We start from the raw sequence: 22,655 nt of genomic DNA, 5'->3' as shown, positions 1-22,655 counted from the left end.
TGTACAGGAGTTGCCGCAGGCTGCGATCTTTCGATCTTGCCGTTACTTGCCCGGCGTCAGGGTCAAACGCGCTTTGCCGTATACCCGGTCAAAGTTCTGCGGCTGCATCGGCAGGCCGACGTACTGCCCCTTCAGCCACGCATCGATGCCATTGAGGTAATTCGGGCTGACCGGATTACCCGATTGGCCGGTACCGTTCTGGCCCATCAGCGGTTCAGCCTGGCCGAAGTCGACGATGAAGCGCATCGACGGTGCACGGGTGGTGGTGAAATCCTGGCCCCAGGCGAACGCCGAAGTGTTCAACGTGGTGTGATCGCCACCCGCCGCCAGCGGCCCGCGCACGTTCCGGCCATTGGCATTGGTCCATTGGTAGGTGTGCAGCTTGCCCCATTGCCAGGCACGGTGATCGCCACCCAACTGGCTGTCGCCGGCGGTGATTGCTGCGGCAAGACTGCGCGCGAGGATGGTCGGTTTGTCTTCTTTGTTCGGCGTACGAATGTCGTCCCAGAATGGACTGTCTTCGCGACCGAGCAGATGATCGGCCTGCGCCGCGTAGGACAAGTCGCCATTGGCGATGAACGCCTTCCACGCCGGGCTGCTTTGCGGACCGAGTTCGTCGAGGAAAATCTGTTTCATGCTTTCCTGCAGGAACAGCTCGTAAATCGCCGCATCGGCCGACGTCGCGCTGAGCTTGCCGTCAAACGCCATCAAGCGGGTGAACGCTTCACGCGCCTTGCTGCGATCGGCTTCCGGTAAAGCATCGATCGCTTGTTTCAGCGATTGCTTCATCCCCGGTGCCTCGAACATCTTCTTCAGCTTGGCGGCGAAAGTGCTGGTCTGGTCGTACTGCATGGCGATCACGCTGCGGCTGTCGTGCTTGCCGCTGCCGGCCAGTTCCGCCAGGCGTTCACCACGTTCCGGCGCAGCCCAGGAGTTCGACAACTGCATGCCGTAGCCATGCGGGATGACCCGCTGGTTGGCGGTGCCGAGCCAGCCCTGTGCCGGATCCTGATCGTACGGGTGCAGCATCGGGTCGGCGTAACCGTCCCAGTCATAGCGACCTTCCCAGCCCGGCGACGGCAGCAGGCCTTCGCCTTCACGGCGATTGGGGAAACGTCCGGTGACTTGCCAGCCGATATTGCTCGCGTCTGCGAACACCAGATTCAGCGCAATGGCGCGGATCTCGCGGCTGGCATCCGAAGCACGTTCCACGGTTTGCGCGCGGCTCAGGTCAAAAAACGCGTCCAGCGACTTGTCGTCGGTGAAGCTTGGCGTCTGCAAGGCCAGGCCGAAGCCATTGCCCTGCGCCGCTGCTTGCGCACTATTGAGCAGCGCGCCATGGCGGGTTTCGTATACCGCTTCGCGAATCGGTCGTTGGCCTTTGACGAAATAGGTTTCGTTGCGCACGGTCAGTGGCTGCCATTTGCCATTGACCTCGTAGGTCAGGCTGTTGCCCTGGCGGCGGATTTTTTCCAGGAACAGGTCCTGGTTGTCGCCGAGCACGCTGGTCATGCTCCACGCCACTTTGCCGTTGAAGCCACCCAGCACCATCGGCAAACCGGCGACGGTGACGCCCGCTGCCTGATATTTCGGCGCGCGAATCTGCACGAAGCTCCACAGCGACGGTGCGGCCAGCGGGCCATGGGCGTCGCTGGCGAGAATGCTTTTGCCGCTACGGCTGCGTTGCGGGGCGATTGCCCAGTTATTTGCCGACGGCGTGCCCAGCAGGTTCAGCGCTGCCAGTTGCTGGCTGGCGTTGCTTAGTTCGGTCAGCCCCGGGATCTGCCCGTTGAGCTTGATGCCTTGCAGCTTGTCGGCCTCGGCCAGAGGCAGGTTTTCGTCAGGCGCGGACGGGGTCAGCCAGGCGAGCTTGTCGGTGGTCACGGTTTGCGCGAGCACCAGCGAGGAAATTTCTTCCGGCAGGTTGGCCGACTGGCTGAAATTCAGCAGGGCGAAAATCAGCGCCGAGTCTTCTGGTTTCCAGTATTCCGGCTTGTAGCCGCTGGAGGCGAGGTCGCCCGGCAGCTTGTCGGCGTAGCGGAACAGGTAGGCGTTGACGCCGCGTGCATAGACTTCGAAGAAACGCTTGAGGCGTGGCGACGACGCTTTATAGAGCTCGCCGGCGCTTTTCTTCAGGTTGACCGCGCGCATGTAGCGGTCGGCGTCGAGCATGGAGGCGCCGGACATTTCCGCCAGACGGCCCTGAGCCAACAGGCGCAGGGTGACCATCTGGTTGATGCGGTCGCTGGCGTGCACATAGCCGAGGCTGAATAGCGCGTCGTGGAAGGTATTGCTTTCGATCAACGGCATGCCCATGGCATTGCGTCGCACTGAAACGTTCTGCGCCAGCCCCTTGAGCGGTTGCACGCCGGAGGTGGGCGGGAGGGTGTCCTGAGTGTTCCAGGTCTGGCAACCGGACAGGCTCAAAACACCGGCCACTGCTGCGGCAACGCCGAACCGGGGAAGAAAATGTGTGAGGGCTGGCGAGGCCATGGCAAAGCTCCTGCGGGGGGTAACGTCAGTAAAGGCGCTACGTTAGTGAGCAGGAGGATGCCGCGCAAGCGGGGGCAGGGGTTATTTGTGTATTTCTGTCGAATGGAAAAGATCGCAGCCTGCGGCAGCTCCTACAGGGATACGCATTCCAATGTAGGAGCTGCCGCAGGCTGCGATCTTTTACCCTTCAATCAAGCCTTCGGTGGATTGACCTTCGGCACCAGCGCATACGCCTTCACTGTCGCCGGGCGATCCTTGATGTGGTTGAACCAGCGCTGCACATGCGGGAAATCCTCAAGGTTCTGGCTCTGCCACTTGTGCGAGACGATCCACGGATAAATCGCCATGTCGGCGATGCTGTATTCGCTGCCGGCAACGAATTCGTTATCGGCCAATTGCTTGTTCAACACACCATACAGACGCGCCGTCTCATCGATGTAGCGCTTGATCGCGTAAGGAATTTTCTCCGGCGCGAACTGGCTGAAGTGATGATTCTGCCCGGCCATCGGCCCCAAACCACCCATTTGCCAGAACAGCCATTGCAGCGCTGTTTGCCGGCCACGCAGATCCTTGGGCAGGAACTGGCCGGTTTTCTCCGCCAGATACAACAGAATCGCCCCGGATTCGAACAGCGACAACGGCTCGCCGCCATCGGCAGGCTGATGATCGACGATGGCCGGGATGCGGTTGTTCGGGGCGATTTTCAGAAAGTGCGGCTGGAACTGCTCGCCCTGACTGATGTTGATCGGGTGGAGGTTGTACGGCAGGCCGGCTTCTTCGAGGAACAGGGAGATCTTGTGGCCGTTGGGGGTGGTCCAGTAATACAGGTCGATCATGGAAAACTCCAAAACTGAAAGGGACGTGCGTGCGGACAGCAAACGCCGGCGTCAGGTCATCCTGTGTGCGTTCGATAGCTTGCTTAGTGAGAAGAGGTGATGCTGAACTGCGCAGAATTCAATGACCCCGCGCGAGAAAAATTGCCATGGAGCTTCAGGCCACCGCTGCACTGATCATCATCGACCAGCAAAAAGGCATCCTGCAGCCGCGTCTCGGGCGGCGCAATAACCCCCAGGCGGAAGCGCGAATCCTCGATCTGCTGGGGCTTTGGCGGCGTAGCGGACGGCCGGTGATTCATGTTCAGCATTTGTCCCGCGAGCCGGATTCGGTGTTTTGGCCCGAGCAGGAAGGCGTGGAGTTTCAGCAGCGGTTTTTGCCGCAGGACGGGGAGTGGCTGATTCAGAAGCAGGTGCCGGATGCGTTTTGTGCCACTGGATTAGAGGCGCGGTTGCGCGAGGCAGGCATCTCGCAATTGATCATCGTCGGTGTGGCGACGAACAACTCAGTGGAGTCAACGGCGCGTACGGCGGGCAATCTTGGCTTTGCTGCGTGGGTGGCGGAGGACGCGTGCTTTACCTTCGACAAGGCCGATTATTTTGGCACGTTGCGCACGGCTGAAGAGGTGCACGGGATGTCGCTGGGGAATTTGCACGGGGAGTATGCGACGGTGGTCAGTGCTGCGCAGATTCTGGTGGCTGGCTGAAAATCCTTCGTTGAATATGCCGCCGCCATCGCGAGCAGGCTCACTCCTACAATAGATTGCATTCCAACTGACGAAACCCGGTTCAATGTAGGAGCGAGCCTGCTCGTGAAGGCGGCAGGTCAGGCGAAGTAGGTCTTCGCCCGGAGCATCAAGCGCCGTGGCACTTCTTGAATTTCTTGCCGTTGCCACATGGGCAAGGATCATTGCGGCCGACGTCTTTCAGGGCGTTGCGCACCGGTTCCTGGTGGGCGTGGCCGCAGTTCGGGCCGTGAACATGGCCGTGGTCGTGATCGTGATGATGGTCATGATCATGATCGTGGTTGCAGTCAGGGCCATGGACATGAGGTTGCTGGGTCATCGGTGTTGCTCCGGAATTAAATCGGCGGGGATTATCACGCCATTGCGCTCAAGGTGCACGTAATGCGCGATGAATAAACCGGTTTCCATTTCCCCTTGCAGGCGATAGGGGATCTGCTGGTGTGGATTTTTCAGCATTTTCACCACTTCTTTCACCTGCGGCCACAGGTTGGTGCGGATCGGCACTTTGTAGAACGAACTGCTTTTCGGCGCGACGGTAATCCAGTGTTCGTGCTCACCGTCGGCCAGCAACATGTCGGCCAGATGAATGCGGTATTCGAGGCCGCGCACGGTCAGGTCACTGTCGTTGGGGTTGTCGATGCGAAAGTGCAGGATGAATTTCTGTTCGAGTAATTTCGCCCGCACCACCTCGACTTTTACCAGGTGCACGGCGGGGTCGACGCTGTCGTCGCTGAACCATGAGGCGCAACCGCCGAGGTTCAGGATCAGCATCATAATGAAGCATTGGCAGGTGCGCCGACGACCGAGCATGGTTTAACTCCCTTTGGTGCCAGTCTAGACGCTAAAAGATCGCAGCCTGCGGCAGCTCCTACAGGGTACGCAATCTCATGTAGGAGCTGCCGCAGGCTGCGATCTTTTGATCTTGATCCTCAAGCACCAAAATACCCCGCGCAGCACTTCTTGAACTTCTGCCCGCTGGCGCACGGGCAACTGTCGTTGCGCCCCAGCTTCAATTGCACCGTCGGATCAATGAAGTACCAGCGTCCGGTGTTCTGCACGAACGAGGAGCGCTCGCGATGGCTGTGTTCACCCTGATCGTCGTGCCAGCGCGCGGTGAAGGTGACGAAGGCGTGTTCCGGCTGACCGCCGAAGACTTCCGAGCTTTCGACATCCAGGCCGAGCCAGGTGCTTTGCGCGCTCCAGTCGCTGATCGATTGACGATTCAGTCCCGCTTGCTGAGCAGGCAGGGTGGTCGCCACAAGGTAATCGATCAGACCCAGCACATACGCGCTGTAGCGCGAACGCATCAAGGCTTCGGCGCACGGCGCCGGATGGCCTTCGTGATAATGGCCGCAGCAGGCATCCAGCAAATTGCCGCTGCCGCAGGGGCAAATGGCTGTACTCATCGCATTACCACCAGTATTTCCCGAAATTTTCCGGATTGGCCCAGAACCGTGAGTTGAGCCAGTCGGGGACTTGTTTGTAGTCAAGCAGATCGTAGGTGAACAAGGTCAGCGTCTGCTCGTCGCGTTGAAAACGTTCACTGGCTTGCAGGGCCAGCGAATAGAAGTCGGTTTCCTGCCAGCCGCTGGCCGACAGATCCGCCAGTACAGCGATGCGGCTGGCGTTGAGGTTGCGGATGCCGCCCAACAGGTTCAGGCCATCGCGCTTGGGCAAATGCTCCAGGCAATCGACCACCAGCGCCAGATCGAAACGCTGCGCCGCCAGTTCGGCAGGCAAGGCGCCGGGCGCGGCGTGGGCGACGACGGTATCCGGATGCGCCGCTTTAAAGGCACTCAACGCCGGAAACTCACTGGCGCCGATCAGCAGCAGACGCGCCGGGGCGTAGCGATCCAGCAAAGCGGCCAACGCCTGTTGCGGCGTGCGGGAAGAAATGGCGACGTTCATCGAAGCTCCTCAATCAGACCGCCAAGACTAGCCTGCCTGAATGTCCCGGCAAAGAGCCCTGTGACGCCGGTTTCCGGCAAAAGCGCCAAAGTCCTGTGAACACGGTCGCAAACGGCAGTGGCCTATTGCTGGCGGAGATTAAAACTCCGGTCTTTACTCCCTGAATCGGTTCTAAGCCGATCCCTCAGGAGAAAACCAGATGAGCATAGTTCGGACAGCATTACCTTTGATTCTGCTAACCAGTGTGTTGACTGGTTGCGCAGGTTTGCAAAAAACCGACTGGCCGACCTGTGCGGCGGTCGGTGGCGTGGTCGGCGCTGGTCTCGGCGCTACCGAAAGTTCGGCATGGGCCGGCTACGGCGCGTTGCTGGTCGGTGGTACGGCAGCGGCTTATTGCTGGGTACACGGTGATGGCGACGAAGACGGCGACGGTGTGCCGGATAGCCGCGACAAGTGCCCGCACACGCCTAAAGGCGTGCAAGTCGACGCTGACGGTTGCCCTCCACCAGCGCCTGCACCCGTGGTCGAAGAAGCTGTAGTGGTCAAGGAAGAAACCATTGTCATCCGTGATGTTCACTTCCAGTTCGACAAAGCCACGTTGACCGGCCCTGACAAACAGGTGCTCGACAAAGTCGCCACTCGCCTGAAACAGGAATCCTCGACTGCACAACTGACCGTGACCGGTCACACCGACAGCGTCGGCAGCGATGCCTACAACAAGAAACTGTCGGATCGTCGTGCGCACTCGGTGGTGGAATACCTGATCCAGCAGGGTGTGCCGCGCGCCAGCTTCGTTTCGGTGTCCGGTCTGGGTGAAAGCCAGCCTGTTGCCGACAACAAAACCGCTGACGGTCGTGCGCAAAACCGTCGTACCGAAATCAAAATCGTCCGCTAGACCTCTCGCATCCGCGGCTTGTGCAGTCGCGGATGCGGGTCTTTACTCCTGTGTAACCGGTATGGGCCGGTGACACAGGAGCTTTTACAATGACTGTATTCTCAAGGTCCGTCTTGCCGGTGCTGCTGCTAGGCGGCTTGCTCACCGGTTGCGCCACCCACAGCGATGGCACGGCACCCCTCAATCAACGTACGTGGCCGATCTGCAGCCTTATCGGCGGGCTGGTCGGTGGCGGTCTCGGCGCCATTGAAAGTGGCGGTTGGGCCGGTGGCGGCGCAGCGCTGGGGATTCTCACCGGCGGACTGATCTGTTATGCCCAGGACGGCGATGAAGACGGCGACGGCGTATTCGATCGCCGCGACCGTTGCCCGGATACCCCAGCCAATACTCCGGTTGATCACCGTGGTTGCCCATTGCCGCAATATCCAGTCGCGGAAAAAGTACCGGAGCCAGCGCCGCAGACGGAAGTCATCACCTTGAGCGATGCCGGCAACGTGCTGTTCGATTTCGACAAGTCCGACCTGACCCCGTCGGCGAAAGCCCAGCTCGATACGCTGATGGACAAACTGCGTAACGCCGATGTGGTGAGCATCAAGGTGGTCGGCCATACCGACAGCAAGGGCTCGGATGCCTATAACCAGGCATTGTCGGAACGCCGGGCGAGCAGTGTCGCCGCGTACTTGCTGAGCCAGGGCCTGGCACCGAACAAACTCACCAGCGAAGGTCGTGGCGAGAGTGAACCGGTGGCGGATAACGCAACCGATGAGGGCCGCGCGAAAAACCGTCGCGTCGAGTTGCACATCAATCGTTAGGACGCGTCTGTAGTCCGCGGGCTAGAGCTGCCGGGCGACGACCCTCGTCGTTTGGCAGCCATTTGGCAGGCCACCGAAGTTTTTTCATTTACCCCTCTGGCTTATCCCTCGCAGAAGCCGTTACTGTGCGCCCAAAGAATAATTCGCAACACGGGGGAGCGTATGAAAGTGTTCTGGGGGCTGGGGCGTTTATTGACCCTGCTGTTCTGCTGCGTGGTGCTGGCCAATCAATTGGTGCCGTTCGTTCATCCGCTGCATTTGCTGGTCAATCTGGCCGGCGCTCTGCTGTTGCTGATCCACATAATCGAAGTGCTGCTGTGCAACCGCAGCCTCAAAGGCCGGCCGCACCCTTGGCGTGACCGTGGCCGCATCCTGCTGTTCGGCGTATTCCACCTGCAAACCATCCCGGCCCCGGCCGCTCCGGAGGCTTCTTCCCATGCGTAAACTTTGCCTGCTCGCTGCATTCATCAGCCCTTTGGCCTGTGCCCAGGTGGTCAGTGTCGAAACCAATTCGTTGATGCGCTTGCCCAACACTGCCAGCACTTTGCAATTGGAGAAGCTTGAAGTCGCCGATTACGGCACGCTGTTGATTCCGGCGAACGTGACCGAGTTGAGTGTCGGTGAACTACGTCTTGGCCATGAAGCACGTATTGCGATTGTCCCGGGTGAACAGGCTCTGGACCTGAAAGTCATTCGCGCCGAGTTGAGCGATGGCAGCCAGATCACCGCGCGTGGCGCGCCGGGTACTTATGAAAAAGCCGCGCGTGCCGGGCGCAATCTGAATCTGCAATTCAAGGCGTTGAATGCGCCGCAACTGTTGGTCGATGCCCGTGGCGGCACTGGCGCACCGGGTTTTGTCGGGCTGGATGGCGGCAACGGTGAAGATCCGGGCTGCACTTATGGCTCGGCCGGACATGGTTTTGATGGCAGCAATGGCAGTGACGGTCAGCCGGGTGCACCGGGTGCGCTGGTGCGACTTGAGGTGCCACGCGAGTTTCCGGCTGAGCTGATCAAGGTGAACGTCACCGGCGGTGCCGGTGGCCCGGCGGGTGTTGGCGGTAAAGCAGGGAAGGGTGGCAAGTCCAAGGGCTGCCTGGTGTATCGCGCTGATGGCGGCAAAAATGGCAAGGCCGGGACGGATGGCCAGCCTGGGCCGGTGGGCGCGGCGGGTGCCGTGACCGTGCAGCGCCTGTAAAAGCAGACCCTCATCGGAACGCCGCCCGCCCAGCCCTCTCCCGGAGGGAGAGGGGGCCGACCGAGGTGACTCACGCTATCCATCGACCTGAAAAACCGAGTCGATTATGGATTCGGCAGAGAATTTTCAAGTCGGCGTATCTCTTCAATATCCCCCATTCAGTCCCCTCTCCCCCCGGGAGAGGGCTAGGGTGAGGGGCTTTTGATCTAATCCCCGATCTTCAAATCATCGGCCGAGCCGCCGCAATTGCCACCAGCACCAACCCCACAATCAAGTTAAGCCCCACCACCCGGCGAATCCGCCCCAGCACCGCCGCGCCTGTCGGCCAGTCCTTCGCTTCCACCGCCGTGCGCAGCTCCGGCAGCATCAAGCCTTGAATCCGGATAAACAGCGCCGTCATCACCACGTACAACCCGATCATCACTTGCACATATTTCGGCGCGGTCTCAAACCCGACCTGCTGCAGATGCAACATGCCCACACCGCTGATCGGCAACAAGATCACCGCGACCCAGACCCAGCGGAAAAAACCTTGAAACACTTCCACCCACAGGGTCAGTCGGGCAGGGCCGTCGAGGGCCTTCACAGCCGCCGGGCGCAGGACCATCCAGGCGAAAAACATGCCGCCGACCCAGACCAGGGCGGACAGGACATGCAGGGGATAAACGAGGCTAAAAAGTGTCATTGGGTTACTCCGTTCTGCGCAGGATCGATTCGCGGGGTATGATAGCCGCCGATCCAAACCACTGAAAATTTATCCAGCGTTTTTTGCGCCCGACACTCAATGATCAGCACTGAACTCAAAACCACGATCCAGGGCGCCTACTCGCGTTTTCTTGAAGCCAAGAGCCTCAAGCCGCGTTACGGCCAGCGCCTGATGATCGCTGAAATCGCCAAAGTCCTCGGGGATATCGACACCGACGACGAAGGCCGGCGCAGTGGCGACCCCGCAATTGTTGCGGTGGAAGCCGGCACCGGTACCGGCAAGACCGTGGCCTACAGCATGGCGGCGATCCCGACTGCGAAAGCCGCCGGCAAGCGACTGGTCATCGCCACCGCGACCGTCGCGCTGCAAGAGCAGATCGTCTACAAGGATTTGCCCGACCTGATGCGCAACAGCGGGCTGAATTTCACCTTCGCCCTGGCCAAGGGCCGTGGCCGCTACATGTGCCTGTCCAAGCTCGACATGTTGCTGCAGGAAGGTCACGCGCAAACCGCCACCGCCCAGCTGTTCGAAGAAGAAGGCTTCAAGATCGAGGTCGATGAGGCCAGTCAGAAGCTGTTCACCAGCATGATCGAGAAGCTTGCCGGGAATAAATGGGACGGTGACCGCGACAGCTGGCCCAACGCGCTGGAAGACGCCGACTGGGCGCGGCTGACCACCGATCACAGCCAGTGCACCAACCGTCATTGCCCGAACTTCGGCCAGTGCGCCTTCTACAAGGCCCGCGAAGGCATGGGCAAGGTCGACGTGATTGTCACCAACCACGACATGGTCCTCGCTGACCTGGCGCTGGGCGGCGGTGCGGTACTGCCGGACCCGCGCGACACCATTTACGTGTTCGACGAAGGCCACCACCTGCCGGACAAGGCGATCGGCCACTTCGCCCACTACACGCGCCTGCGCTCCACCGCCGACTGGCTGGAAACCACCGCGAAGAACCTCACCAAATTGCTCGCCCAGCACCCGCTGCCGGGCGATCTCGGCAAGTTGATCGAGCAGGTGCCGGAGCTGGCGCGCGAGATCAAGGCCCAGCAACAGTTCATGTTCAGCGCTTGCGAGCAGGTTGCCGACTTCAAGCCCGGCGAGGACGTCGAAGGCCGTGAGCGTCCGCGTCATCGTTTCGTCGCCGGGGTGATTCCTGAACACATGCGCGAAATGGGCATCGAGCTGAAGAAAGGTTTCTCGCGCTTGAACGATCTGTTCACGCGTTTGACCGACCTGCTCAAGGAAGGCATGGACGGCGAGGTCAACATCGGCATCGCCAGCAATCAGGCCGAAGAGTGGTATCCGCTGTTCGGCAGCCTGTTGTCCCGAGCGTCGGGCAACTGGGAGCTGTGGACCGCGTTTACCGCCGAAGACCCGGAAGACAGCCCGCCGATGGCGCGTTGGCTGACCCTCGCCGAAAGCGGTTCGTTGTTCGACATCGAGGTCAACGCCAGCCCGATCCTCGCCGCCGAAACCTTGCGCCGCAGCCTGTGGAACGTGGCTTACGGCTGTCTGGTGACCTCGGCAACGCTGACCGCGCTGGGCACTTTCGACCGCTTCCGCATGCGCGCCGGCCTGCCGAAAAAAGCCGTCACCGCCGTGGTGCCGAGCCCGTTCCATCACGCCGATGCCGGTGTGCTGCGAGTGCCGGATCTGAAAGCCGATCCGCGCGATGCTCCCGCGCACACCGCCGCGATCATTCGTGATCTGCCGGATCTGGTCGAAGGCTCACGCGGCACGCTGGTGTTGTTCTCTTCGCGCAAACAGATGCAGGACGTGTTCGACGGCCTCGACCGCGACTGGCGCAAGCAAGTGTTCATTCAAGGCAACCTGTCGAAACAGGAAACCCTGAACAAGCACAAGGCGCGGGTTGATGGCGGTGACTCCAGCGTACTGTTCGGCCTCGCCAGTTTTGCCGAAGGCGTCGACTTGCCCGGCGCGTATTGCGAACACGTAGTGATCGCCAAGATCCCGTTTTCGGTGCCGGATGATCCGGTCGAAGCGGCGCTGTCGGAATGGATCGAGGCCCGTGGCGGTAATCCGTTCATGGAAATTTCCGTGCCCGACGCCTCGCTGAAACTGGTGCAGGCCTGCGGGCGACTGCTGCGTACCGAAGAAGACCGCGGCACCATCACTTTGCTGGATCGGCGGCTGGTCACCCAGCGCTATGGCAAAGCGATCCTCAATGCGTTGCCTCCCTTCCGTCGTGAAATATCCTGAGACATCGGTGGGCAGTTTTGCCCGCCGTGCTGTCTATCTCTCTGCCATCGCTTTTCCATTGGCCAATGTTGGTCGCTAGGGAGAACTCCGTTCTTATGATTCGCCGTTCGTTGCCTGCCGTTTTCGCCTTGATCTTCGCTGCGCCATTGTTCGCGGCACCCGCCGGTCAGCAGACCCTGTTCAACTTTGTCCGCCCTGCCGACGTGGTGAAAATTGCCACCGAAAACGCTGATCTGCCGCAAGCCAACGCCGAGCAAACGGCAGAAGGCGAAGTGCTGCGCCGGGTAACCTTCAACCCGGTGGTCCGCCCGACTTTGCGCCTGACCCCGCAGACCGGTGCCTGGGACTGGTCGCAATCCGCGATGATGACCCTGCGTTTGCAGAGCGCGATGAACTGGGCCGTCACCGTTTACGTGCAAATTCAGAGCAATGACGGCCGCACGCTGGTCAGTCGCGTCGATCTGCCGGCCGGTCCTGCGCAGACGTTGCTGGTGCCGCTGGTCGCCTCGACACCGTTGAGCCAAGGCATGAAGGCCGGGCCGCCGATGCCGATGACCGTCGATGGCCAGCGTATTTTGCTCGCCAGCAGCAGCGGTGAGATCGATCGCAGCCAGGTGGTCTCGGTGAGCTTGTCGATGGATCAGCCGAAAGTCGCGCAGAGCTTGCTGCTCGAGCGTTTCGGTGTTCAGGACGGCGACTCGGTGACCCAGGCTGTTTACGGCAATCTGGTCGACGCTTACGGGCAATCGACCCGCAGCAAATGGCCGGAAAAAGTCAGCAGTGACGAACAACTGAAATCTGCCGCCGCCAAGGAACAGCAACAGCTGAAAACCTGGCTGGCCGAGCGCGAGAAGTCCTCGCTGGACAAGTTCGGTGGCTGGAACAAAGGCCCGGCGTTCAAGGCCAGTGGCTTTTTCCGCACGGAAAAGCGTGACGGTCGCTGGTATCTGGTCACGCCTGAGGGGCATCCGTTCTACTCCCTCGGCGTCAATACCATCAGCCCCGACGTCAGCCAGACTTACGTGGCCGGTCGCGAGTACATGTTCGAATCTTTGCCTGAACCTGACGAACCGTTGGCCAGTCACTTCGGTGAAGGCGACAACCGTGGCGGCAATGGCGCCGATCAGGGGCGAGGCTACGGCAACGGGCGTTGGTACGACTTCTATGGCGCCAACCTGCAGCGTGTATACGGCGAACCGTGCAAAGCGCAAAGCGAAGTTAAATCCGGGGTCGCTGCAGCGGCGAAGGCTGAAGCCACTGAGACCGCCGCCGCCAAAGCCGCAGAACCTGCCGCCGTGCCGGCCGAGCCGAAGTCCGGCGTCGCTGAAGCGGCCAAGACTGAAACCGTTCAAGTGACCACTGAAAAGGTTGCCGTGCCGTGCAAGGCGATGATCGATCAGCAGCAGTGGGCCAACCACACGCTCGATCGCCTGCAAGCCTGGGGCTTCAACACGGTCGGCAACTGGAGCGCCGATTCGCTGAGTGAAGCCGAACGCGTGCCGTACACCTTGCCCCTTTCTATCGTCGGCGATTACACCAGTATCAGCACCGGCAGCGACTGGTGGGGCGGCATGCCTGATCCGTTCGATCCGCGCTTCGCCATGGCCACCGAGCGTGCCGTGGCCATCGCCGCCCGCGATCATCGCGATGATCCCTGGCTGATCGGCTATTACGCTGACAACGAATTGGCTTGGGCCGGCCCCGGCGATGACCCGAAATCCCGCTACGCGCTGGCTTACGGCACGCTGAAAATGACCACCGACGTGCCGGCCAAACGCGCCTTCCTCAAGCAGCTGCGTGACAAGTACCGCAACCAGGCCGGACTGTCGAAGGCTTGGGGCATTGACCTGCCGGCGTGGGAGTTGATGGAAGACCCGGGCTTCGAACCACCGTTGCCGAGCCCGGAACATCCGGAAATCGAGGCGGATTTCAAATACTTCCAGAAGGTCTTTGCCGACACCTACTTCAAGACCATTTCCGACTCGCTGAAATGGCACGCGCCGAACCAGATGCTCCTCGGCGGCCGCTTCGCCATCAGTACCCCGGAAGCCGTGGCGTCCTGCGCGCAATATTGCGATGTGCTGAGCTTCAACATGTACACGCTCAAGCCTCAGGACGGTTACGACTTCGCTGCGCTGGGCGCACTGGACAAGCCGGTGTTGATCACCGAGTTCAACTTTGGCTCCGCCGATCGCGGCCCGTTCTGGGGCGGCGTGACGCAACTGAGCAAAGAAGAAGATCGCGGCCCGGCCTACGCCAACTTCCTCAAGCAGGCCTTGAGCGAGCCGTCGATTGTCGGCGTGCATTGGTTCCAGTATCTCGATCAACCGGTGACCGGGCGTTTGCTCGACGGCGAGAACGGTCACTTCGGTCTGGTCGGCGTTACAGATCTGCCGTATCAGGGCTTTGTTGAAACGGTGCGCAAGAGCAATCTTCAGGCGATTGATCAACTTGGCAAAGAAGCTGAGAAAGCCGCCGCTGCGGCAGGGCATGAAGCTGAGGGCGGGCGCAAGGGCGAGGCCGGCAAAGGGCCGGGAGCAGGGCATGCGGGTGGGCATTCGGGGAATGGTCATTAAGGTTTGAAACGCTAAAAGATCGCAGCCTTCGGCAGCTCCTACAAAAGGAACGCAACCCCATGTAGGAGCTGCCGCAGGCTGCGATCTTTTGATTCTGCTTTTAACCGTCTGGCCCGCAGCTGTTCCAAAATCCCTCAAGGGCTGGAACAATGCGGGCCACTTTGTAGAGCGTTGTCGCGGGGGAGTTGCGGGTGCAGATTCAGGGACATTACGAGCTTCAATTCGAAGCAGTGCGCGAGGCTTTCGCCGCACTGTTCGACGATCCCCAGGAGCGCGGCGCAGCCCTGTGCATCAAGGTCGGCGGAGAGACCGTCCTCGACCTCTGGTCCGGTACCGCCGACAAGGATGGCGCCGAGGCCTGGCACAGCGACACCATCGCCAACCTGTTCTCCTGCACCAAGACGTTCACCGCTGTCACTGCGCTGCAACTGGTCGCTGAAGGCAAGTTGCAACTCGATGTTCCGGTCGCGCGCTACTGGCCGGAATTCGCCGCTGCCGGCAAAGAAGCCGTGACCCTGCGCCAATTGCTCTGCCACCAGGCCGGTTTGCCGGCCCTGCGCGAACTGCTGGCGCCAGAAGCCCTCTACGACTGGCAAACCATGGTCGACGCGCTCGCCGCCGAAGCACCGTGGTGGACACCGGGCACCGGTCACGGTTACGCCGCGATCACTTACGGCTGGCTGGTCGGCGAATTGCTCCGACGCGCCGACGGTCGTGGCCCGGGCGAATCGATTGTCGCCCGCGTGGCCAAGCCGTTGGGCCTGGATTTTCATGTCGGTCTGGCTGACGAAGAATTTCACCGTGTCGCACATATTGCTCGCGGCAAAGGCAATGCCGGCGACGCCGCCGCGCAACGCCTGCTGCAAGTGACCATGCGCGAACCGACCGCCATGACCACCCGCGCTTTTACCAATCCGCCGTCGGTGCTCACTAGCACCAACAAACCGGAATGGCGACGCATGCAGCAACCGGCGGCCAACGGCCACGGTAATGCGCGCAGTCTCGCCGGGTTCTACGCCGGTCTGCTCGACGGCAGCCTGCTCGAAAGCGACATGCTCGAAGAGCTGACCCGCGAACACAGCCTCGGCGAAGACAAGACGTTGCTGACCCGCACCCGCTTTGGCCTCGGCTGCATGCTCGATCAACCGGACGTGCCGAATGCCACGTACGGCCTCGGCCCGCGTGCATTCGGTCATCCGGGGGCGGGCGGTTCCATCGGTTTTGCTGACCCTGAGCATGATGTCGCGTTTGGTTTTGTGACAAATACCCTTGGGCCTTACGTTTTGATGGATCCGCGCGCGCAAAAGCTCGCGCGGGTACTTGCCACTTGTCTGTAAAGCGTCATTAGAAGTTCCAGGGTCGGAACCTCGGCGTGATTTTCGATTCAAAACGGCTGTTTATCCGGGCGAAAGTGCTCTGATTTTTCATTACTTCATTTTGTGGATTTTCAATGTCATCTAAAAAGACCCTCGCCCTGGCCCTGTGTGTAGCGATCACCGGTTGTGCACAGACCCCGAAAAACGATGCGGACGGCGGCAGTTGGTGGCCGTTCGGTTCTTCCGACAAAGTGGCGGCCAAAGAGCCGGCTCCGGTTCCAGCCCCAATGAAACCTGCCGCCACTGCTCCGGTGGCGAAAACCGAAAGCAGCAATCCTTGGTACTGGCCTTTCGGTTCCGATGATGCAGCGGCCAAGGCTGACATGAAGGCTGAAGTCGCACCGGAAGCCAGGAAGCCGGTCGCCGTGGCCAAGGCTGACGCCGACACCGGCAGCAAATGGTGGTGGCCGTTCGGCGGCAAGGATCAAGCAACCGCCCAAGCCGTGCCGATGCCAGATCCAAAAGTCACCCAGGCCTGGCTTGACGACTACGAGCCGCGCCTGCGTGAAGCGGTCAAGGACAGCAATCTGCAACTTGAACGCCGTGAAAACGTGCTGGTGGTCACCGCGCCGGTCGAAGGCTCCTTCAACCCGGATCGTCCAGCCATGCTGCTGCCGGTGACTCTCGGCCCGTTCACCCGTGTAGCGAAAATCCTCGAAGCCGACCCGAAAACCGCCGTTCTGGTGCTCGGTCACAGCGACTCGAGTGGCGCCGCACCGGCCAACATCAAACTGAGCCAGGAACGTGCCCAGGCCATTGCGGCGATCTTCCGCCTCAGCGGTTTGCAGCGTGATCGCCTGATGCTGCGCGGCATGGGTTCCGAAGCCCCGCGCGCAGCCAACGACAGCGTTGAAGGCCGCGCCCTGAACCGTCGCGTCGAACTGCTGGTGACCCCGCAAAACACCATGGTAGCCCTGCTGAGCAAGTACAACATGCCAGCGCCGAAACCAGTGACCATGGTCGCTGCGCAAGACGTCAAGCCAGTCGCCAAACCGGTCACCCCGGCTCCAGCAACGAAAAAAGCAGCGGTGCCGGCCACCAAAAAAGCACCGGCCAAGAAAGCCGCAGCCAAGGCTCCGGCGAAAAAAGCTCCAGCCAAGGCTCCAGCGAAGAAAACCACGCCAGCCAAAGCGGCCGCGACCGACAAGAAAGTCGCCGCGACCGATACCACCAAAAAGTGATCCGCTAACGAAAAGGAATGCGCCATGACCCAGGCTCTGGCAGATATGCGTCGTGATTACACCCGCGATGGCCTGACCGAGGCGCAAGCCCCGGCCGAGCCGTTTGCGCTGTTTCACCAGTGGTTTGCCGACGCGGTGAAAACCGAACAGGCGCCGGTTGAAGCCAACGCCATGACCCTGGCCACGGTCGATGCTGACGGGCGTCCGCATTGCCGCATTCTGCTGCTCAAGGGCCTGGACGAGCAGGGCTTCACGTTCTTCACCAACTATGACAGCGCCAAGGGCCAGCAACTGGCGGCAAATCCGTTTGCCGCCATGACCTTTTTCTGGCCAACCCTGGAGCGCCAGGTGCGCATCGAAGGGCGCGTGGTGAAGGTCACGCCGCAAGAGTCCGATGCGTATTATCAGGTGCGGCCGCTGGGCAGCCGTCTCGGTGCCTGGGCATCGCCGCAGAGTCGGGTGATCGACGGGCGCGGTGAACTGGAAGATTTGCTCAAGGCAACCGAGCAGCGCTTTTCCGACACACAGCCCGACTGCCCGGAACACTGGGGCGGTTACCGCTTGCTGCCGGAGCGCATCGAGTTCTGGCAGGGCCGTCCAAGCCGCCTGCACGATCGCCTCAACTACCGTGTGCAAGGCGCCGACTGGATTCTTGAACGTCTGGCACCCTGAACAGTCTACCGAGCGGGATAGCCTGCTGACGCGGCCTCAAGCCACTTCGGCAGATCCCGGCGCTTGATCTTCTGCGCCTGAGCGCGCGCCAGCTGGTCAAGCATGAAGGCACGTTTGCCCTCATCCTTACCCGCCAGTGACAGCGCCAGGTCGCGATCCATCCAGCGCTTGATCCGTCTGTACAACCACCAATGGAAGTACAAACCGGCGGCAGTGGTGACGACGATGATGAAGTAATCCATGAAAATCCTTGGCCTCGGTGGCGCAGGTTTGCCAATTTGGCGCTACTGTAGGGGCTATGTCAGCGAAAGCGTGCAGGCGTCTGTACCGTGCCTGAATGAAAGCGAATTTGTCCGGGCTGCGTCGTGACAGGCGTCAAGCCACGGAGTTTAATGAATATATGTTCTTTTGGAGTTGATGCTATGCGTAAGTCTGTTCTGCTGGTTGCTTCCTTTTCCACGATGGCGATGTTGCTTACCGGCTGCCAATCGAGCCTGACCGGTGACTCCTACTCCCGTGACGAAGCACGTCGCGTGCAGACGATTCGCATGGGCACCATCGAATCCCTGCGCCCGGTGAAAATTGAAGGCACCAAAACCCCGATCGGCGGCATCGCCGGTGCAGCAGTCGGCGGCGTCGGCGGCAGCGCGATCGGCGGTGGCAAGGGCAGCATTGTTGCTGCAGTCATCGGTGCGGTGGCGGGTGGCTTGATTGGTTCGGCGACTGAAGAAGGCCTGACCCGTACGCAAGGTGTGGAAATCACCGTACGTGAAGACGACGGCAGCATGCGCGCCTATGTGCAGCAGGTTCAGGAGAATGAAGTGTTCCGCGTTGGCGAGCGCGTGCGCATCTCCACCGTCGGCGGGACCAGCCGCGTTTCGCACTAAGCGGGATGTAGGGTAAAGAAAAACCCCGATCAGGTGACTGGTCGGGGTTTTTGTTTTTTGCACCCTCGTTCGTCAAGATAATGCTCGGGTTCCAATGAAATATTCCAAGCCTTCCGGGAACTCGGTGTTCAAGAGTTCCGCGGCTTGCTTTATTTGAGTATCAGTCATTTCCAGTTCACCTGGTTCCAGATCATCAAGGGATTTTGATTCTGTTAATTGTGCTAATGCTTGGTTTAGCTCGTAGTCTTTTATCAGTAGCTCGAACTGCAATGAATCGTCTTTTGCTTCGTCAGGCAAGAATCCAGTGATAGATAGGTAACGCATAGTTTTTCTCGTTCTTGAGTTATTTGGGAGTCGTCCGGCCCGGCTTCGCTTTTTTGGTTTGCTTCCCGGTTACGTGATCGAACTCTCCTAGGTGTATTCCTAATTTGTCATAAATTTCGACAGCACCGCTTTTGGAGTCCCACTCATATATCCGGCTCTTTCGATCAAGCCAGCGGGCTCTTTTCTTTCCCCCTCCCTGTACGGAAGCTTTTGACTTCACCCTTTTCGTATCGGGGAATGCGGGAAGTGTTTCCGGGTCGTCGTAATACTTGTGGTCAGGAAGTTTACTTACAACTATATAAACCGGCTGAACCAACGAGCCTAGTGGAAAAACTAGAATAAAATCCCTGTACTCCGGCGGATAAACCGGGTTGACCAGAATCCCATCCGCCGCTTTCGTCGGCGGATACACCCAAATATGCGGCGCCTGCGGTGCAGCCTCCAACGCCGGAATACCGAGGATGTCGGAACCGTCCACAGCCGGCGTCCAGATCAGTTGGACGCCTTCACCCAGATCCGCAATGAACTGGCTACCGCGCGCGGTGAACTGCACGACATCAACCATTTCCCAGTCGCGATTCTTGCCTGTGTAAAAACCGTAACCGTTCAGGCGGCCGTCGGCCTGTTGTTCGATGCTCAGCCGAACTCGTGTTCGCGCCTGCTCAAGTCCGCGCAACTGCTCATCGGTATACAATGCGCTGTCGCCAAGACTCGATGGCATGAACAGCGCGACCAAACCCACCAAAGGCGCAACAGCCGCACTGGATATCATAGCGGGCAGTGTTTCAAACACCGAACCGGCCAACGCCAGACTACCAAACCCGGCTGGGATGGCTGTCGCACCGATTTTCTTGAGAGGGACGTCGCCGCTGTCATCAGCCTCACGCGCGCCCAGCAAAATCAGGTCGCCGTAATCCTTCAGGCTGTCAGTCGGCACCATCCCCGCAGGACTGGAGTAATCGATAATTGCATCCGGCAGATTGCAGGACTTGGCGAATACACAGCCAGCCCGAACGGGCTCGGCTTTTTTGACCGCCACCTCACGGCTGCGCTCGAAAGCATCCTGTCGGGCCAGCATGGCGTCGTAAGCATTTTGTCTGGCGTCGCGCTCGGCCAGTTCAGTGGCCGTCATGTAGCGGTAGGTGACGTGATGCCCGTCGCCTTGCGGTGGGTTGGGAACCCGAGGAATGTCCTTGTTACCAGCCACTGATCGTCCTTTCGTTCATCCATCGACAGCCCTTCGCAAAGGGCTGCGTAACGTTAACGAAGCAGGAAAATGGTGGCTGTAGGACGCGTCTCTAAAGACGTGGGGATTAGTCGCTGTGTATCAGTATGGCGGCACTTGTGGCGAGGGGATTTATCCCCGTTGGACTGCGCAGCAGTCCCCCAGCTCTTAATTTAAAAGCGGGGGCCGCTTCGCAGCCCAACGGGGATAAATCCCCTCGCCACAGGTGTTCTACGCAGGATTCAATACTGTGTTTCGGCGACTCGCCGCCGCCGTCACCGCATAACCAATCAGCGCCGCCAGAATCGATCCGGTCAAAATCCCCATCCGGTCCATCCCCGCGTAATCGCTCACACCCGGTTCAAACGCCAACGAGCCGACGAACAGGCTCATGGTGAAGCCGATCCCGCCGACCCCGATGGGCGACCTCGCCGGTGCAGCCGTTGGCGGTGGCAAGGGCAGCATCGTTGCTGCAGTCATCGGTGCGGTGGCGGGTGGCTTGATTAGTTCGGCCACTGAAGAAGGCCTGACCCGTACGCAAGGTGTGGAAATCACCGTACGTGAAGACGACGGCAGCATGCGCGCCTATGTGCAGCAGGTTCAGGAGAACGAAGTGTTCCGCGTTGGCGAGCGCGTGCGGATTTCGACTGTTGGCGGGACGAGCCGCGTTTCGCACTAAGCGATAGCGAGTTGTTAAAGAAAACCCCGATCAGGTGACTGGTCGGGGTTTTTTTAATGCGTTTCAACGTCCATTGCACGTCAGTTGGAAGGTGTACTTCGGATCGAAGACATTCCTTTCCAGCAGTTTCTCCAGCGCGGCAAGCTGATTATTTGAAAGATCGTAACCCTCCCAGCCTTCCTGCTTACAAGACCAATTCATGATAGCAGCCAGGTTCTCGTCGCATCCGCTAGGCAGGTCTTCTTCAAAAACGAGAAACTCTGTTTTCCTATCGAATGCTTCAATCCTATAAATCATAAGAGACCGTCACCAGACATCGCTGTAGTCAAAAGAGATCTGATAATCGTAAGTTTTGAAGACGATGCCATGTTGAAAATACGGCTGAATGATTCGAATCCAATCTTCGAGAACATTGAAACCGCCATTGTTTATGTTGTTTTCCACAGGTATACCCAAAGCATTCAAAACGGTTTCATCATCACCTAAATCCTTGGAATACTCTTCACCCTCGCATAGATGGTTTTGCTTGTCGTACCACTCTAGCCTCAGTTTTAATCCCATCATCAACCTCACAAATATTTTTTTCTGATGCTTCTTTCATCTTTCGCATCTTCGCGTCGCTCCCCTGTAAAGGGGTCAAACGCGCCTAGGTGAGTTCCGTCACTTGCTCGGTAAACCTCCAGCTCTCCGTGCATCGAATCCCACTCGTAGATTTTTCTACCTTTCGCATCTTTCCACCGTTCCCGAAGTCCTCCGCCTCCTTGTATGGGATTCTTTTTCTGCACCTTTATCAGTCCGGGAAATGCAGTGATTTCCTCTGCTTTTGGAGGCCTATGATAACTATGCCCCGCGGACGGTAAGCCTTTACGTGATGATGTGCTGACTACGATGTATACCGGCCTAACACCCGAATTAGCCGGAAACACCAGAATAAAATCCCGATACTCCGGCGGATAAACCGGGTTGACCAAAATCCCATCCGCCGCTTTCGTCGGCGGATAAACCCAAATATGGGGTGCCTGCGGTGCAGTCTCTAAAGCGGGGATGCCGAGGATGTCTGAGCCATCCACAGCAGGCGTCCAGATCAGTTCGACGCCTTCACCCAGATCCGCAATGAACTGGCTACCGCGCGCGGTGAACTGCACGACATCAACCATTTCCCAGTCGCGATTCTTGCCTGTGTAAAAACCGTAACCGTTCAGGCGGCCGTCGGCCTGTTGTTCGATGCTCAGCCGAACTCGTGTTCGCGCCTGCTCAAGTCCGCGCAACTGCTCATCGGTATACAACGCGCTGTCGCCAAGACTCGATGGCATGAACAGCGCTACCAAACCCACCAAAGGCGCAACAGCCGCACTGGATATCACAGCGGGCAGTGTTTCAAACACCGAACCGGCCAACGCCAGACTACCAAACCCGGCCGGGATGGCTGTCGCACCGATTTTCTTGAGAGGGACCTCGCCGCTGTCATCAGCCTCACGCGCGCCCAGCAAAATCAGCTCGCCGTAATCCTTCAGGCTGTCAGTCGGCACCATCCCCGAAGGACTGGAGTAATCGATAATTGCATCCGGCAGATTGCAGGACTTGGCGAATACACAGCCAGCCCGAACGGGCTCGGCTTTTTTGACCGCCACCTCACGGCTGCGCTCGAAAGCATCCTGTCGGGCCAGCATGGCGTCGTAAGCATTTTGTCTGGCGTCGCGCTCGGCCAGTTCAGTGGCCGTCATGTAGCGGTAGGTGACGTGATGCCCGTCGCCTTGCGGTGGGTTTTGAACCCGGGGAATGTCCTTGTTGCCAGCCACTGATCGTCCTTTCGTTCATCCGTCGACAGCCCTTCGCAAAGGGCTGCGTAACGTTAACGAAGCAGGAAAATGGTGGCTGTAGGACGCGTCTCTAAAGACGTGGGGATTAGTCGCTGTGTATCAGT

24 protein-coding genes and 2 pseudogenes are annotated in these 22,655 nt (G+C 59.6%); 12 read left to right on the top strand and 14 right to left on the bottom strand.

The genetic code is table 11. From position 1 onward, the window contains the following. Nucleotides 1–42: 42 nt before the first annotated feature. Nucleotides 43–2,493 (bottom strand): penicillin acylase family protein, encoded by a 2,451-nt coding sequence (locus QOL84_RS12940; protein ID WP_283437446.1) that lies wholly within the window; start codon nucleotides 2,491–2,493, stop codon nucleotides 43–45. Between the two features lie 191 nt (nucleotides 2,494–2,684). Beyond that, nucleotides 2,685–3,329, bottom strand: coding sequence for a glutathione binding-like protein (locus tag QOL84_RS12935; RefSeq protein WP_283437445.1), 645 nt, complete (start codon nucleotides 3,327–3,329; stop codon nucleotides 2,685–2,687). Nucleotides 3,330–3,475: 146 nt separating this feature from the next. Between QOL84_RS12935 and QOL84_RS12930 the strand changes: the two genes are divergently transcribed. Beyond that, nucleotides 3,476–4,033, top strand: coding sequence for a cysteine hydrolase family protein (locus tag QOL84_RS12930; protein WP_283437444.1), 558 nt, complete (start codon nucleotides 3,476–3,478; stop codon nucleotides 4,031–4,033). A gap of 148 nt (nucleotides 4,034–4,181) precedes the next feature. Here QOL84_RS12930 and QOL84_RS12925 read toward each other — a convergent pair whose 3' ends face one another. The 4 genes from QOL84_RS12925 to QOL84_RS12910 form a co-directional block, all read right to left on the bottom strand. Further along, entirely contained in the window at nucleotides 4,182–4,391 is a 210-nt protein-coding gene (locus QOL84_RS12925; RefSeq protein ID WP_008083915.1) for an SEC-C metal-binding domain-containing protein, read from the bottom strand. Then, entirely contained in the window at nucleotides 4,388–4,882 is a 495-nt protein-coding gene (locus QOL84_RS12920; RefSeq protein WP_129390104.1) for an LEA/WHy family protein, read from the bottom strand. Before QOL84_RS12920 ends, QOL84_RS12925 begins: the two co-directional genes overlap by 4 nt. 119 nt (nucleotides 4,883–5,001) lie before the next feature. Further along, nucleotides 5,002–5,478 carry a YchJ family protein gene (locus QOL84_RS12915; protein ID WP_283437443.1) on the bottom strand — a complete coding sequence of 159 codons (477 nt, stop codon included), beginning with the start codon at nucleotides 5,476–5,478 and terminating at the stop codon, nucleotides 5,002–5,004. 4 nt (nucleotides 5,479–5,482) lie between these two features. Further along, nucleotides 5,483–5,980, bottom strand: a complete 498-nt coding sequence (locus QOL84_RS12910; protein WP_283437442.1) for a DUF6231 family protein — start codon at nucleotides 5,978–5,980, stop codon at nucleotides 5,483–5,485. A gap of 199 nt (nucleotides 5,981–6,179) precedes the next feature. Here QOL84_RS12910 and QOL84_RS12905 point away from each other — a divergent pair, with 199 nt between their 5' ends. The 4 genes from QOL84_RS12905 (at nucleotide 6,180) to QOL84_RS12890 (ending at nucleotide 8,882) form a co-directional block, all read left to right on the top strand. Continuing rightward, a complete protein-coding gene (locus QOL84_RS12905; RefSeq protein ID WP_064120833.1) occupies nucleotides 6,180–6,875 on the top strand; it encodes a PA1041 family peptidoglycan-binding anchor lipoprotein in 696 nt (231 codons plus the stop codon). An 89-nt stretch (nucleotides 6,876–6,964) separates the two neighbouring features. Continuing rightward, nucleotides 6,965–7,687, top strand: coding sequence for a PA1041 family peptidoglycan-binding anchor lipoprotein (locus QOL84_RS12900; protein ID WP_283437441.1), 723 nt, complete (start codon nucleotides 6,965–6,967; stop codon nucleotides 7,685–7,687). A 162-nt stretch (nucleotides 7,688–7,849) separates the two neighbouring features. Further along, entirely contained in the window at nucleotides 7,850–8,131 is a 282-nt protein-coding gene (locus QOL84_RS12895; RefSeq protein ID WP_129390116.1) for a DUF1145 domain-containing protein, read from the top strand. Further along, nucleotides 8,124–8,882 (top strand): collagen-like protein, encoded by a 759-nt coding sequence (locus tag QOL84_RS12890; RefSeq protein ID WP_129390119.1) that lies wholly within the window; start codon nucleotides 8,124–8,126, stop codon nucleotides 8,880–8,882. The genes QOL84_RS12895 and QOL84_RS12890 overlap by 8 nt, the downstream gene beginning before the upstream one ends. A 220-nt stretch (nucleotides 8,883–9,102) precedes the next feature. Here the strand turns inward: QOL84_RS12890 and QOL84_RS12885 are convergent, their stop codons facing one another. Then, entirely contained in the window at nucleotides 9,103–9,567 is a 465-nt protein-coding gene (locus QOL84_RS12885; protein WP_129390122.1) for a DUF2269 family protein, read from the bottom strand. A gap of 99 nt (nucleotides 9,568–9,666) precedes the next feature. Here QOL84_RS12885 and dinG point away from each other — a divergent pair, with 99 nt between their 5' ends. The 5 genes from dinG (at nucleotide 9,667) to pdxH (ending at nucleotide 17,616) form a co-directional block, all read left to right on the top strand. Further along, nucleotides 9,667–11,811 (top strand): ATP-dependent DNA helicase DinG, encoded by a 2,145-nt coding sequence (gene dinG, locus QOL84_RS12880; RefSeq protein ID WP_008085357.1) that lies wholly within the window; start codon nucleotides 9,667–9,669, stop codon nucleotides 11,809–11,811. A 95-nt stretch (nucleotides 11,812–11,906) separates the two neighbouring features. After that, nucleotides 11,907–14,387, top strand: coding sequence for a beta-galactosidase (locus tag QOL84_RS12875; RefSeq protein ID WP_283437440.1), 2,481 nt, complete (start codon nucleotides 11,907–11,909; stop codon nucleotides 14,385–14,387). A gap of 191 nt (nucleotides 14,388–14,578) precedes the next feature. Beyond that, nucleotides 14,579–15,724: a serine hydrolase domain-containing protein gene (locus tag QOL84_RS12870; RefSeq protein WP_283437439.1), complete on the top strand. Its 1,146-nt coding sequence runs from the start codon at nucleotides 14,579–14,581 to the stop codon at nucleotides 15,722–15,724. 113 nt (nucleotides 15,725–15,837) lie between these two features. After that, nucleotides 15,838–16,944 carry an OmpA family protein gene (locus QOL84_RS12865; protein WP_283437438.1) on the top strand — a complete coding sequence of 369 codons (1,107 nt, stop codon included), beginning with the start codon at nucleotides 15,838–15,840 and terminating at the stop codon, nucleotides 16,942–16,944. A gap of 24 nt (nucleotides 16,945–16,968) precedes the next feature. Then, nucleotides 16,969–17,616 carry a pyridoxamine 5'-phosphate oxidase gene (pdxH, locus tag QOL84_RS12860; RefSeq protein ID WP_283437437.1) on the top strand — a complete coding sequence of 216 codons (648 nt, stop codon included), beginning with the start codon at nucleotides 16,969–16,971 and terminating at the stop codon, nucleotides 17,614–17,616. A 5-nt stretch (nucleotides 17,617–17,621) separates the two neighbouring features. Here the strand turns inward: pdxH and QOL84_RS12855 are convergent, their stop codons facing one another. Beyond that, nucleotides 17,622–17,858: a hypothetical protein gene (locus tag QOL84_RS12855; protein ID WP_283437436.1), complete on the bottom strand. Its 237-nt coding sequence runs from the start codon at nucleotides 17,856–17,858 to the stop codon at nucleotides 17,622–17,624. A 180-nt stretch (nucleotides 17,859–18,038) separates the two neighbouring features. On the opposite strand from QOL84_RS12855, the gene QOL84_RS12850 reads away from it, so the two are divergent. Then, a complete protein-coding gene (locus QOL84_RS12850; protein WP_008086349.1) occupies nucleotides 18,039–18,503 on the top strand; it encodes an outer membrane lipoprotein in 465 nt (154 codons plus the stop codon). A 72-nt stretch (nucleotides 18,504–18,575) separates the two neighbouring features. Here the strand turns inward: QOL84_RS12850 and QOL84_RS12845 are convergent, their stop codons facing one another. The 3 genes and pseudogenes from QOL84_RS12845 to QOL84_RS12835 form a co-directional block, all read right to left on the bottom strand. Beyond that, nucleotides 18,576–18,827, bottom strand: coding sequence for a pyocin S6 family toxin immunity protein (locus QOL84_RS12845; protein ID WP_283437435.1), 252 nt, complete (start codon nucleotides 18,825–18,827; stop codon nucleotides 18,576–18,578). Nucleotides 18,828–18,846: 19 nt separating this feature from the next. Continuing rightward, entirely contained in the window at nucleotides 18,847–20,034 is a 1,188-nt protein-coding gene (locus QOL84_RS12840; RefSeq protein WP_283437434.1) for a colicin E3/pyocin S6 family cytotoxin, read from the bottom strand. A 249-nt stretch (nucleotides 20,035–20,283) separates the two neighbouring features. Continuing rightward, a pseudogene (locus tag QOL84_RS12835) lies at nucleotides 20,284–20,460 on the bottom strand (Na+/H+ antiporter NhaA); the annotation flags it as partial. A 10-nt stretch (nucleotides 20,461–20,470) separates the two neighbouring features. Between QOL84_RS12835 and QOL84_RS12830 the strand changes: the two are divergent. Continuing rightward, nucleotides 20,471–20,731: pseudogene (locus QOL84_RS12830) on the top strand (outer membrane lipoprotein); the annotation flags it as partial. Between the two features lie 63 nt (nucleotides 20,732–20,794). On the opposite strand, the gene QOL84_RS12825 reads toward QOL84_RS12830, so the two are convergent. From QOL84_RS12825 to QOL84_RS12815, 3 genes are read right to left on the bottom strand one after another with little or no spacing between them, the layout of a single operon-like run. Then, nucleotides 20,795–21,028: a DUF7683 domain-containing protein gene (locus QOL84_RS12825; RefSeq protein ID WP_283437433.1), complete on the bottom strand. Its 234-nt coding sequence runs from the start codon at nucleotides 21,026–21,028 to the stop codon at nucleotides 20,795–20,797. Between the two features lie 9 nt (nucleotides 21,029–21,037). Continuing rightward, nucleotides 21,038–21,292: a colicin E3-like toxin immunity protein gene (locus QOL84_RS12820; RefSeq protein WP_283437432.1), complete on the bottom strand. Its 255-nt coding sequence runs from the start codon at nucleotides 21,290–21,292 to the stop codon at nucleotides 21,038–21,040. Between the two features lie 8 nt (nucleotides 21,293–21,300). After that, on the bottom strand, nucleotides 21,301–22,530 hold the full coding sequence (locus QOL84_RS12815; RefSeq protein ID WP_283437431.1) for an S-type pyocin domain-containing protein: 1,230 nt from the start codon (nucleotides 22,528–22,530) through the stop codon (nucleotides 21,301–21,303). Between the last annotated feature and the right edge of the window lie 125 nt (nucleotides 22,531–22,655).

Origin of the sequence: Pseudomonas helmanticensis, from assembly GCF_900182985.1 — a bacterium.
Taxonomy (GTDB): domain Bacteria; phylum Pseudomonadota; class Gammaproteobacteria; order Pseudomonadales; family Pseudomonadaceae; genus Aquipseudomonas; species Aquipseudomonas helmanticensis.
The sequence above is the reverse complement of the archived record's forward strand: the minus strand, read 5'-3'. Positions and strand labels throughout refer to the sequence as shown.